The 12,227-nt window shown below is 64.6% G+C and carries 8 protein-coding genes; 5 read left to right on the top strand and 3 right to left on the bottom strand.

Annotated elements, in window-relative coordinates:
• Positions 1-63: 63 nt before the first annotated feature.
• Together GFY24_RS39640 and GFY24_RS39635 are read right to left on the bottom strand one after the other, a co-directional pair.
• Positions 64-1,164, bottom strand: coding sequence for a hypothetical protein (locus GFY24_RS39640; protein ID WP_153810264.1), 1,101 nt, complete (start codon positions 1,162-1,164; stop codon positions 64-66).
• A gap of 633 nt (positions 1,165-1,797) precedes the next feature.
• The gene (locus tag GFY24_RS39635; RefSeq protein ID WP_153810263.1) at positions 1,798-2,238 is read right to left on the bottom strand and encodes an SRPBCC family protein; all 441 of its coding nucleotides are present in this window, start codon (positions 2,236-2,238) and stop codon (positions 1,798-1,800) included.
• A 284-nt stretch (positions 2,239-2,522) separates the two neighbouring features.
• Between GFY24_RS39635 and GFY24_RS39630 the strand changes: the two genes are divergently transcribed.
• Entirely contained in the window at positions 2,523-3,707 is a 1,185-nt protein-coding gene (locus GFY24_RS39630) for a CdaR family transcriptional regulator (protein ID WP_153810262.1), read from the top strand.
• A 459-nt stretch (positions 3,708-4,166) separates the two neighbouring features.
• Here GFY24_RS39630 and GFY24_RS39625 read toward each other — a convergent pair whose 3' ends face one another.
• Positions 4,167-4,340 carry a hypothetical protein gene (locus tag GFY24_RS39625; protein ID WP_153810261.1) on the bottom strand — a complete coding sequence of 58 codons (174 nt, stop codon included), beginning with the start codon at positions 4,338-4,340 and terminating at the stop codon, positions 4,167-4,169.
• A 159-nt stretch (positions 4,341-4,499) separates the two neighbouring features.
• On the opposite strand from GFY24_RS39625, the gene GFY24_RS39620 reads away from it, so the two are divergent.
• The 4 genes from GFY24_RS39620 (at position 4,500) to GFY24_RS39605 (ending at position 11,914) form a co-directional block, all read left to right on the top strand.
• Positions 4,500-4,994 carry an IPT/TIG domain-containing protein gene (locus GFY24_RS39620; RefSeq protein WP_153810260.1) on the top strand — a complete coding sequence of 165 codons (495 nt, stop codon included), beginning with the start codon at positions 4,500-4,502 and terminating at the stop codon, positions 4,992-4,994.
• A gap of 220 nt (positions 4,995-5,214) precedes the next feature.
• Positions 5,215-6,129 carry a tyrosine-type recombinase/integrase gene (locus tag GFY24_RS39615; RefSeq protein ID WP_153810259.1) on the top strand — a complete coding sequence of 305 codons (915 nt, stop codon included), beginning with the start codon at positions 5,215-5,217 and terminating at the stop codon, positions 6,127-6,129.
• A gap of 18 nt (positions 6,130-6,147) precedes the next feature.
• The gene (locus tag GFY24_RS39610) at positions 6,148-9,495 is read left to right on the top strand and encodes a class I SAM-dependent DNA methyltransferase (RefSeq protein WP_309231896.1); all 3,348 of its coding nucleotides are present in this window, start codon (positions 6,148-6,150) and stop codon (positions 9,493-9,495) included.
• A 214-nt stretch (positions 9,496-9,709) separates the two neighbouring features.
• Positions 9,710-11,914: a P-loop NTPase fold protein gene (locus tag GFY24_RS39605; RefSeq protein ID WP_194853206.1), complete on the top strand. Its 2,205-nt coding sequence runs from the start codon at positions 9,710-9,712 to the stop codon at positions 11,912-11,914.
• Positions 11,915-12,227 lie beyond the last annotated feature (313 nt).

Here is a 12,227-nt window from a genome sequence, read left to right as displayed (position 1 = left end):
TTCTACAACACTGTCCGGCGGCACTCAGCGATCGGGATGCAAAGTCCCGACACCTTCGAACGCTCACTTCGAGCGACTGCCGCCTGAAACTCGTAACTCCCCTGTCCACCATTCGGGGGGAACCTCAACTCCTGGGATTGCCGTGTCGCCGGGCCAGGCGCCACTGTTGCGGTCGATGGAGGTCCACCACAGGTTGGCGTCGTTGCCCGATCCGCGGTGAACGCAGTACAACCGGTCGCCGAAGACCGCGAGCGCCGGACCCACACTGGTGGCGTTCCTGGGCAACCGCTCGTCCGGCGTCCAGGCGGCGTTGGGGCCCGGTCTTCTCGTCATCCACAGGTTCACATCACCGGCGTTGCCTTTGTGGAGAAGGTAGAGCCCGTTGTTGAATGCCGCCAACGCGGGACCTTGATCGCTGGCGTGGCGTGTGAAAGGGGTGTCGGTGCCCCACCCTGTGTCGGGGTTGTAGACGGCCTGCCACAGGTTCACATCCGAACCACCGCCGCGATGGACGCAGTACAGTTCACCCCCCAATTCGGCCAGCGCCGGATTGGACTCGCTGGCATGGGCCGGGAACCGCGTGTCCTCACTCCACCCCTGGCCCTCCTCGAACACCGTCCACCACAAGCTGGTGTCGGCCCTCGGTGCCAGGGAGATCGGGATCAGCATGCCGGGGGCGATCCACGGCGAGACCAGCTTGCAGCCGTAACTCTCCCCGACCGCCTTGATCCACGCGGCCTTGAGCTTGCAGTACAACTTGATCAAAGGCTTGAAAGGTGCCACTGCCGGGATCAATGCCACCATCTTGCCGATGTACTCGGTGATGTCGGCGGCCAGCTTGGCGGCTTCGGCGTTGAGATGGATCTCGAACCCCCACCACTTCGCCACCGCGTGGACTTCATACCCCAGAGCGGCCAACTCGCGCTGGACCTGCCGGAACTCCTCCTGATCCGCCGGCGGCAGCTCGGCGATCAGCTCGTCCTCCAGACGCCGCGCCTGCGCCAACTCCTCGGCCGCAATCTGCTGTGCCTCCACGTCACTGACCGCGTAAACCGGATCGATCTCTTCTCGCGGAACGCCCTGTCGGATCAGCTCCTCGATACGGGCTTCGCCCTTCCCGTTTGTGGACTCTGCAGCCTCTGTCTGGGTACTTTCGGTGGCCATGCGCTACACCTGCTCTCTTGGGGCAATGTGCGGACGATAAATGTTGTGCCACTACAGATTTGGACGAACCACTGCTGACGTCCAGGGTGATCGACGAACTCTTCGACCGTACGCCCCGCAGGGGAATTTCGGACGGCAATCGCATATGCCCGAGCGTGCTGGAATCACGGAATGGCAACCGTTTGAGCGTTTCCTGTGGCGATCCCTGAACGACTACCGAGCGTGGCTGCGGTGGCAGTGCAACTGCTCACCGCGGGCGCGTCGATGTTAAGAATTGATCGGTTCTTGGACATCCGCTCAGGAGTGGAACCGCCAGGCCAGGTCCACCGAAGCGGTGTCGATAAACGTGCCGCTGTCGCCTCCCGCCCGAGCGAGCGTCCGGAAATGCCGCATGTCGCGCTGTTCGGAACGGCCAGCGCGGGACCTCAGAAGATCAACGGGCAGCTGGCATCTGGTGCCAGCCGAACGCACTGAACAGTCGGATGTCGTTAGGTCGCGGACTCGGATTCAACAGTGGAGTCCCGGAACACTGTTCAGCCAACAGAGCGAAGCGGCCGGCGGGTGACCCCGTCGGCTCGCTTCTCATCGCTTCGGATCAGAGGGCGGCCATGCGAACTGCGGGCCACTACCGGATCAGGGGAAGGTCGGGTCCTTCTTCTCGTTGCCGAGGACGGTTTCGACAAGCGCCTTCAGTTGGGCCACCGACTGCTCTTCGGTCTCGGGAGCGGTGATGCCCTCGAGGGTCGGGTCCAGGGTCAGCGTGCGGCGGAACAGTGTGCCACCCGGAACCTCTTCGAAGGTGTACTTGATGGTGGTCTCGTCCTTCGTCACCTTGATCGTGACGTTGTCGGGACGATTGCGCTCCAACACCACCCACGGCACTTCGCGAGTTCCTTCGGGGGTGCGGATGAATTCGGTGAAGACGTCACCCGGCAGGAAAGGGCGCTCGATGGTGCCGGTCACGGCCCGGGTCAGCACGTGCCACGCCGGCCAGAAACGTGCCTGCGTGATCACATCGAAGACCTGCTCCTTCGGGCCGTTGATGACGACATCCCGTGTGATGGGCTCGGACATGATATGTCTCCTTTGTCAGTTGATATGAAACCAATACAGCTACCGAATAGCCGCGATAACAGCTGCGGTGAGCAATGAATTCTCGAATTCCGCGATAGAAATCACATTCTCGCTATCAGAACTCGAAATATGAATTCCATTCGTACTGCTGCTGTGTACTTTTAATTCTGCGCCCCCGGCCCGCGTTTCGCGATAGGCAGCCGCTGCGGATACAAGACACGTCTTTTGTGCGGCCGCACAAAAGACCGGCGGCGCGGAACGCCGCCTCCGCGTAGGCTCGAATCATGACCACCCCGTCGCGCACCGCTGCCGTCACCCCTGGTCAGCTCGCGGCGGAGCTCTTGAATTCGGTCGAAAAGCTCGCCGATCAGCTCGTGGCACGGGTCCTGGACGCCGAGCGTTCCTACGACGGATCCCAGATGCTCACGCACGACGAGTTGCGCGACAGCTGCCTGGACAACCTCACCTCGGCACTTCGCGTCCTCGCGGGAATCGCTCCGATCCAACTGGATTCAGCGCGCGCGGCCGGGCGACTCAAAGCCGAGCGAGGGGTCCCGATCACGGCCGTGCTGCACGCGTACCGACTGTGCGGGCGGTTGATGTGGGAGCAGCTGACAAAACGTTCGGACGGCGTCGCCGATCACGAAATGCTTGAGCTGTCCGCCCAGCTGTGGGAGATCGTCGATCTATATTCCGACGCCTCCGCCGACGCCTACCGGGAAACCGAAACGCTGTTGACGCAGGCGGACACCGAATCGAGGACGCGGCTTTTCCAGACGCTGTTCGACGACCACACCGAAAACCCAGCGCGCATCCTCGACGCCCTGCGCGCCCTCGGATTGCCGGAGCAAGGCAGTTTCGCCGTCCTGTCGGCGGACGTCGGCGCTGTGCGCCCGGCCGAATCGAGCAATGCCAAAGCCAGGCTGACTCAGCTCGGTGTCACGTCGATCTGGGACACCCAGTCCGACGCACGGGTCGGACTCCTGTGCGCCCCTTCGGCCACCGCGATCGACCACGCGCTGCCCGCCCTGGGCCGCGCCATCGGCACCAGAATCGGGGTGAGCAGGACCATCACCCGCCCCGACATGATCGCCGCGGCGCTGGGCGAGGCCCGACTGTCCCGCATATGCGAGCCCGAAGGCACGACGGCCGTCATCCGCTACGACACCCTCCCTTTGGCGCAGCTATTGGTACGGATGCCCAATGCGACCCGTAGTGCGGCAGCACAAATTCTAGGACCGTTATTACGACTGCCCGAGGGTGAGCAACAGGAGCTGCTCACCACCCTCGAAACATGGTTCGCTTGTAAAGGCTCCAATGCCGCGGTCGCCGAGCAACTGCACTACCACCGCAACACCATCCTGTACCGATTGCACAAGGTCCGCGATCTCACCGGCCGTGACGTCAACGACCCAGCCCAGGCCGCAGAACTCTACATCGCGCTACAAGCCACCCGGCTCCTGACCTAGCCGCCCTTCGTCCCTCGCTACCCTCCCAGTCATGGGTGCCGATACCCCGAGCTCGGCGAGCAATGCCGGCGAATCGGAGCCGCCCACCTGAACTTCCGCATGGCGATTCCCACGTGAGGGCGCGCTCGACTGGGGCAGCCGAGCGAACGTACTGTCTTGCCGCATGCCGCGCGATCTGAACTGTCTGGCGCGGGCCCACGGAAGATCAACGGGCAGAGCGCCGTTCAGCCGCTGGCAGTGCACGATAATGCCGATTGCCGCGTGTCGCCACGGGCGGTATCCGTCCGAAATCGGTCAATGCAAATTGCCCGAACACACACGGCTTCCCACGCGTTTCTCGACACCTACAGCGGCCACCCACTCGTCAGACAGCGACTGTTCGATCGGTCCGCCTATCAGGCGTCGCCGCGCTGCGGACCCGGGATGAAGCTGCGATGGGATTCGCCCGTAGCGGGTGAATCACGGCCCGGTCAGCCGCTCATACGCTGCTCTGGGCAAACAGAAGAGAAACATGCCGGTGCGGCGGCCGTAGCGGCACGGATCACGAGCCACCGCAATCGCCTGCGGAGTGATGTTGTTCTGTGCGAACCTTGGATAGTTGATCGCGCCCAGATCCTCTGTGCCAGAGAGCATCTTGGGTGGTTCGGCAGATGTAGCGTCACCAGCTAGCGCAGTCGCCGAACGCCCGGCGCCTGCCCCTTCGATGTTTTCGGAAAGAGCAGCATCTCCGCGCGGCTGCACACGTTTAGTTGTGCTGAACCGGAGCTGCCCGATACGAGGAGGTACAGGTCGATGACTCGAGTCACCAGCATCAGCCCCAATAGGGCCAAATACACCGGCGGCGAACAGGTAGTCGTGTCCGGGTCCGGTTTCACAGGGGCCACCGAGGTCTTCTTCGAGGACGTGAACTTCCGCAAGTACCCCGCGCAGTTCACGGTGAACAGCGATACCCAGATCACCGTGACTTGTCCTGCGATGGATCGCGACCGCAAGACGCACCTCTTCGTCATAGTCGGCGGGCAGGAGTCCACGATCCGCCAGGTGCCCTCACTAGAGTCTGACGGCGACGGCTTGAGCAGCGCGGGAACAGGTGGAGTCAACTGGTCGACGACTCCCAGCAGAGATAACGAGTTCCATTTCACGCAGCACACTCCCGCGGAGGCCAACGCGTTGCTCAATCAGATGATGCAGGACAGCACGCCGACGATGCTGGATGAAAGCATGATGGGCGGGCGGGACCCGGAATGGGAGGCGGAGATGTTGCGGGGGAGCCAGGATCAGGGCTGACCAGGGGTGGGGCGGGGACGTCCAAGCACTGAGCGCTCAGCGGCTGGACGGCCCCGCCGGCGGCATTGCGGAACCCTCGATCGGCCGCCAACAACCAACACCTGGCAGCGGTCAGACTGCGGTCGCCCCGCTCATGCGCCGTCCGTATCCGAACGTCCGGTAATGCCGCGTCCCGCGCGTTCTGCTCTGGCGGTTCGCTGAGACCGCGGCATCGTGAGGGATGGCTACCTCTCCCGACCTCGATGTCACCTTCGCCGGTGACGACCTCGTGCTCCGGCTGGCCGCCCTGGCTTACCTCGCCCGCTTCTCCGCGGTGTCGAGAATCCACACGAAATCCGATCTGCGCCTGTACTTCTACTGGTGCACCGACCACCAGCTCACTCCGCTCACGGTGGCGAGAACCGAGGTCGAGCGGTACATGCGATGGATGCAGGAAGTCCGCCGCTTCAAACCCGCCACCGTCGCCCGCCGGCTGGCCGTGGTCGCCGGGTTCTACCGCACCTGCGTCATCGATGGCGTCCTGGACCGGTCCCCGGCGGAGTACGTGCGCCGACCGCGGGTGTCGAACGAGTCACCGACGCTGGGACTTTCGCATCTGCAGTTCGAGGCGCTGCTGTGCGCGGCCCGCGACTCGGACAATCCACCAGACTTCGCGCTCGTGGCCATGCTCGGGCTGCTCGGATTACGGATTAGTGAGGCATGCCGCTGCGATATAGGCGATCTCGGGGAGGAGCACGGCCACCGTGTACTGCGCACGGTCGGCAAGGGGTCGAAGATCGCGCTCGTGCCGCTGCCGCCCGCGGTCGGCCGAGCGATCGACCGCGCCGTCGCCGACCGGGTCCGTGGCCCGATCCTGCTGAACCTGCGCGGCCGGCGCATGGACCGTCACTGCGCGACCCGCCGCTTGCGGCGCCTGGCCGAGGTATCGGTGGTGCGGCTACCGAAACTGCACCCGCACATGCTGCGCCACACCTTCGTCACCACCATGCTCGACGCCGGCGTGGACCTGCGCGATGTCCAGATCGCTGCCCGCCATGCCGACCCGCGCACCACGATGCGCTACGACCGTGCCCGCACCAACCTCGACCGGCATCCGAACTACATCCTGGCCGCCTACATGGCCTCAGCCACATGACATCTCAAGTGCGCGCTCATGCCGAATGCAGCGAGATCCGGGCTGTGCATCTACCGTTCGATGTGGACGGCAGTAAGATCTCGGATCGCTGAGGACCGGCTGTGGGGGAATGTGAGTGACAATATAGGACACCTGTCCAGTTTCGTGTGGTCCGTGGCTGACCTGCTGCGCGGCGACTTCAAGTCTTCCGAGTACGGACGGGTGATCCTGCCGTTCACGGTATTGCGTCGGCTCGACTCCCTGCTGGCGCCGAGTCGGCAAGCGGTGCTCGACGAGGCTGAGCGCACCGACAATGAACAGGAGCAGGAGCAGCGCCTTATGGCGGTCTCGGGTTGGCCCTTTTACAATCTGAGCCGGTACTCGTTCCAGAGTGTGCTCAATGAACCGTCGAACGCCGACCAGGTGCTCTTGGATCATGTTCGCGGGTACTCCCGCAACGTCAGGGAAGTGCTGGACGGCTTCGAGTTTGAGCGGACCGTTGTCCGCCTGCATCAGGCAAAGCTCCTCTACCCCGTAGTCAGGCAGTTCGCCTCGATCGAGCTGGGGCAGATGATCACCGGCGACCACATGGAGAACCTTTTCGAGGAGCTAGTCCGACGGTTCGCGGAGAGCAGCAACGAGACGAGCGGGGAGCATTACACCCCCCGGGACGTCGCCCATCTGATGGCCGGGTTCCTCATCTCCGCCGACTCGGACCTGCTGGCCTCGCCACACGCCGTTCGCACCATCCTGGACCCGGCCTGTGGAACGGCCGGCCTGCTGACCGAGGCGGCCTCGTTCATCACGTTGATGAACCCGGGGGCGGACATCATGCTGTACGGCCAGGAGATCAACCGGGAGGCATGGGCGATTTCCAGTGCCAGCATGATGATCAGCGGCCGCCTGGCCTCGACGATCGCCTTTGGGAACGTCCTCGCTGAAGATGGGCACCAAGGAATCGCCTTCGACTACCTCCTCGCCAATCCGCCGTTCGGCAGTGACTGGAAGAAGATCGAGTCCACAGTCCGGTGGGAGCACCAGCAGCTCAGCTTCGCGGGCCGTTTCGGGGCCGGTCTTCCCCGGATCAACGACAGCTCGCTGCTCTTCCTACAGCACATGCTGGCGAAGATGAAGCCAGTGAGCGCCTCGGGTGAGGGCGGCAGCCGGATCGCGGTCATCTTCAACGCCTCCCCGATGTACGCCGGCGCCGCGGGGTCCGGCGAATCAGAGATCCGGCGGTGGATCTTGGAGAACGACTGGCTTGAGGCCTTGGTCGCGTTGCCCGACCGGCTCTTCCACAACACTGGCATCAGCACCTACCTGTGGGTCCTCAGCAACCGCAAGCCGGTACAGCGCAGGCGTGAGGTGCTGCTACTGAACGCGCAGGATCAGTACCAGCGGATGCGCCGCTCCATCGGCTCGAAGCGCAACTACATCACCTCGGACCAGATTGCCGAGATCACCGGGCTCTACCTGGACACCCTGTCCGCCGACCCTGCCCAGCGGCCGGACGACCGGGTCCGCATCGTCTCCACCCACGAATTGATGTACCAGCGCGTCACGGTCGATCAACCGCTGCGGCTCCGGTACGAGCTGTCCGAGGAGGCCCTGACTCGCCTCGCCGAATCGCGTGCGATAAAGAAGACCGGTGATCCTGCCGTTCTGGTGGCCGCCCTGCGTCCGTTGATCGGCTCGACGTGGACGAGGTGCCAGGAAGCCATCACGGCACTGCGCCGGGAAGCCACCTCGGCTGGCGTGAGCTGGCCGCGGGGGCAGGTCTTCGAGGCGGCGGTCCGCAAGGCCGTAGGTGTGCGCGATGGCGCCGGGGAGCCGCAGCGGACGGGGGATGCTTACGAGCCGGATCCCGAGCTGCGTGTGTTGGTTAATCTGCCGCTTCATGTGGATCCGAGCGACCATCTCCGGACCGAAGTGCACCCGAGTGCTCCGGATGCCTGGATCGATGACAGCAGGACACGGGTGGGTTGCGAGATCCCACCTTCGCTCTTCTATCGACCGGAACTCGACGGCGAATTTGAACTGCTGCGCAACCTCGCCCGATTGGAGACCACTCGGGTCCACCTGCCGCAGAGAGGCGAGGATCAGGAGGAGGGCACCGATCGACCCAGGCATCTGCGCGCCCAAGACCTTCACGAGGCCGACTCTGCCGCTGACCTGCCCGATGCGCCAGAGGACGGTGGGCCATTTACCCTCTGCTCGGGCGGCATGCTCGTCGGGCGGCCGGGGAACTGGCGTCTGCTCCCGAATGGCTTCGGCGAAGCGGCCACCTCGCTGTTTGTACTCCAGCCGCTGCACGGCGGTGGCCAGGCGCTATGCGAGTGGTTGAACTCCCGCAAGGACAACGGTCAATACCCCAGCACTCGCGACCTGCTGGATACACACATCCCTCTCGACCTAGTGACCGACAACGAGGTGGAGAGCCTCCTGGAAACCGTACAAGAAGGTCGGCGCGCACTGCGGAATACGATGTCGGAAATCCTGCCCAACGTCTTCAGCAGTGGCGAGCGGGACGTCCTGGGGGTTCGGAACGAGATCCGGCTCGCCGCCCATGAGGCGGGCCTGATCGGTGAACTCGTGCGGCCCTTGGACGACCTCATCTCGCGCGCCGAGTGGAGCTTTCCGTACCACGCGGCCGCACTGTCCCGTCGGTACCGAATCAGCACGCACCCAGCGGAGCAGAAAGACGGACTGCTCAAGCTAGGAGAAGGTCTGGCCCGTGTGCTGGGCGTGCTGGCGCTCACCGAACTCGCCGAGTCGAGCGGATTCTCCCCGAACCTGCGCAAGCAGTTCCGGCCCCAGGCCGCCTTCGGTACTTGGCTCTGGTTCCTCGACCGGCTCGAGGCTGAGGGAATCACGCCTCGCATCCAACAGCTCGCCACCCTGCGCGACCGGGGCAACGCACGCGCCCTCCTGGGCCACATCAAGGACTTCAGGAACACCTCTCACCACGCGCATGGCGTCCGCGCCAGCCACCAACTGGCGGAAGACGTCGAACGGCTGGAACCACACATCGTGGGGGCAATCAGTGCGGTTAGATGGCTCTCCGGAACCCACTGGGATTGGGTGGAACGGTGCGAGTACCTCGACGACGGCCAGTATCGGATCGTCGGGTTTCGACTGAGAGGCAGCCATCCGAACTGGGAGCCGTTCGATCGGTCGAGCACTCGGCCGATGCGTCCCGACCGCATCTACGTGGACAGTGCTCCATACGGTGCTCCGGTCGACCTGTGGCCGTTTGCAGTCGTCAGTATGTGCGACAAATGCCACACAAGGGAGCTCTTCCTGCTCAACCAGGTCCGAGGCGACCAACTGACGCTCCGCAGCCTGGAGGAGCATTCGCTGGAGATCACATACAGCCAGCCCGAGTAGTGGCGGGGCGGGGCGAGGCTGCGTCTGATGCGGAAGTGAAGGGGAATAGTCACAGCGACGCGGCCTTACGGTCGAAGGCACGGGTCGATCTCCGTGCTGGTCGCCGCAGTCTTCCACAAATAGACCGCAGCGCCCGGGCGCCGCATTCGGCTTGCCGACGCCAACGCGGTTGCGGATCAACGCTATTGGTGACGGGACTGGCATGATCTATGGGGTGAGCGGGGAACATCTCAACACCGATGCCGAAATCGTGTCGATCGCCGAGGATCGGCTGCAGCGGGCCCCGTTCGTGCGCCGGATCGCTGAGCGCATCAGCAGGGCCGGCGCGGACCGCAGTGTCGTGTTCGGGTTGGCGGGGCCTTGGGGCAGCGGCAAGTCGTCGGTACTCAACATGATCAGCGAGGTGCTGTCCACCGAGCACGGCGACCAGTGGTCGGTGGTGTCGTTCACCCCATGGTCGGCGTCGAGCGTGGCGGAGTTGACCGAGGAGTTCTACGCCGCGGTCGCCTCGGCCATGCCCGACACCGAAGCCGGCCATCACGCCCGCAAGGCACTGAGGGCCGCCGTCCCGGTGGCGGTCGCGGTGGGCAAGGCAGGCGTGGCGGCATTGTTCGACAGGCACTTCGGTGACGGCGCGACCGCGAAGATCCTCACGGCGGGTAGCGACAAGCTCGCCGAGCAGGCCGGCCACCTGCCCGCGCCGGTCACCGACCCGTTTTCGCAGCGCTTCGAGGCGGCGTCACAGGCGATCTCGGCGGCGGGCCGGAACGTGCTGGTCGTCGTCGATGACGTGGACCGGCTGCACGCCGACGAGCTGCTGGCGGTGATGAAAGCGGTGCGGCTGCTGGGACGCTTCGACCGCGTGCACTACCTGCTGTCCTACGACGAGCAGACGGTGCTCGACGTCCTAGTCGATACCGATCTGGCCCGCCACAATCCGCGGCGCGCCAGCCGGTATCTGGAAAAGATCGTCCAGTATCCGTTTGTGCTGCCCCCGATCCAGCACCAGCATCTGAGCGCCGAACTGCAACGCGAGATCCGCGAGCTGGTGGACATTCACGACCTCGGCGCGGCGCGGCCCGGCATCGACACCGCGCAGGAGGCTGCGACGGTGTGCGAGATCCTGCTGGACACGTTGCCGACCGACACGGTCACTTTGCGTAGTCTCAAACGACTGTGCAGCCAGGTCGATGTGCTGCTGACACTGGTCGGATCGCGCGAGATCGACCTGCTCGACGCGTTCGTGCTGACCTACCTGCGGCTGGAACACCGCGCGTTGTATGCGATGCTGCCGCACTGGCGCAGCGAGCTGACCCGGTCCCCGCAGACTGCCGCACGGCTCGGCGGCGTGAGCTCGGACTGGTATCAGCGCATCGAGGACGTGACGGGCTTCGCTGTGGGGGACCGGGAAGCACGCACCATCTACCGGCTGTTGGCCACCGTCTTCCCCGCACTGCCGATAGGACCGGACACGGTGATGCCGCCACGCGCGCGGGCCACCTCGTTGCGCGCCCACAACGGTGGCTACTTCGACCGGTATTTCGCGTTCCGGGTCCCCGTCGACGACATCGAAGACCACCGGGCCCACTCGGCCTTGGCCGAGCTCGCCCGCACCGGCCGACTGCCGACGATGCTGACCGAGTGGCTGCCAGACGAGAACCGTCGCCGCCTGCTGCGAGACAAACTGCTGGCCAACCTCGACGCCATCGCTGGCGCGCCACCGGCCCAAGCTGCTCAGGCCGCGACGGCGTTGACCGAAGCGGTGCCGGTCGACCACGCCGACCTGTATTTCACCAGGTGGGGCACGGTGATCCATGCGCTGCTCGCCCACGCGATCACCGAACTCGGCCCCGCCGATGCCGCGGCGTTGATCGACGACTACCGCGCTCGATTCGGGCTGGCCACGACCCTCGATGTGCTCGCGGTCCCTACCGCAGTGTCGGGGGTACCAGTGGCCTCGGTCCTTGTGGCCACCACCGCGGTTCGCCGCGAAGTGTTCGAGCTATGCGTGCGAGATCTCACGACCGACATACCGAACGATGAGCAGGCACCGCACGCCAGTGTGCTCGGCGTCGCGCACTACCTCGACGACCAACTGTGGGGCGACCTGCGCACCCGGGTCGGCGAGCTGCAGAACTCCGGCGTCTGCGACATCCTCGACGTGGCAGCACGCTTCGTCAGCATCAGCACCCGCCTGGATCCCTCAGGCAACGGAGGCCACCGGCAGCGCTACCTCAGCCGGTTCGAATCCACGCTCTTCGGGCGGCTGATCGACTCCGACCAGTGGCGCACTCTGAATCTGCCCCAACCATCGAACATCGCAATCGACGACAACGATCTGTCGATGAGCAACCGGCGCGAATACGCTATCGGCGCGCTGCGCCAGCTACAGGTCACCGGTCAGTACACCGGTTACTGAATCGGACACCGCGGACGCGGCCCTGCCCTCGAAGGAATCCTGGTGCGGCCACGAGACCGGGTGCTGGCCATGTCGAGTAAGCATCGGCGACCGGACTTGATCAAGTCACCTCACACGGGAGAAGGGTCTGCGCAGGTGCCGGATCTGTCATGGTCCAGATGATTCCCGATGAGCTCACTCCGCGCTCACTTGAGAATCCACCAGACGCCGGCACCGGTTCCGAACGCGCCATAATGCCGCTTACGGGTCGGTTCGCGGCGGCCGGCACAGTCCAGCTGAAGATCAACGGGCCGAACCAATCTGGGGACAGTGG

This window comes from Nocardia sp. SYP-A9097 (assembly GCF_009649815.1).
Classification (GTDB): Bacteria; Actinomycetota; Actinomycetes; order Mycobacteriales; family Mycobacteriaceae; genus Nocardia.
The sequence above is the reverse complement of the archived record's forward strand: the minus strand, read 5'-3'. Positions and strand labels throughout refer to the sequence as shown.

Excerpts from the sequence above, each read along its gene's own strand:
- GFY24_RS39630 (WP_153810262.1), top strand. The coding sequence starts at position 2,523 with ATGACCACCCCGTCGCGCACCGCTGCCGTCACCCCTGGTCAGCTCGCG.
- GFY24_RS39640 (WP_153810264.1), bottom strand. The coding sequence starts at position 1,164 with ATGGCCACCGAAAGTACCCAGACAGAGGCTGCAGAGTCCACAAACGGG.
- GFY24_RS39615 (WP_153810259.1), top strand. The coding sequence starts at position 5,215 with ATGGCTACCTCTCCCGACCTCGATGTCACCTTCGCCGGTGACGACCTC.
- GFY24_RS39610 (WP_309231896.1), top strand. The coding sequence starts at position 6,148 with ATGCCGAATGCAGCGAGATCCGGGCTGTGCATCTACCGTTCGATGTGG.
- GFY24_RS39620 (WP_153810260.1), top strand. The coding sequence starts at position 4,500 with ATGACTCGAGTCACCAGCATCAGCCCCAATAGGGCCAAATACACCGGC.
- GFY24_RS39635 (WP_153810263.1), bottom strand. The coding sequence starts at position 2,238 with ATGTCCGAGCCCATCACACGGGATGTCGTCATCAACGGCCCGAAGGAG.
- GFY24_RS39625 (WP_153810261.1), bottom strand. The coding sequence starts at position 4,340 with ATGCTCTCTGGCACAGAGGATCTGGGCGCGATCAACTATCCAAGGTTC.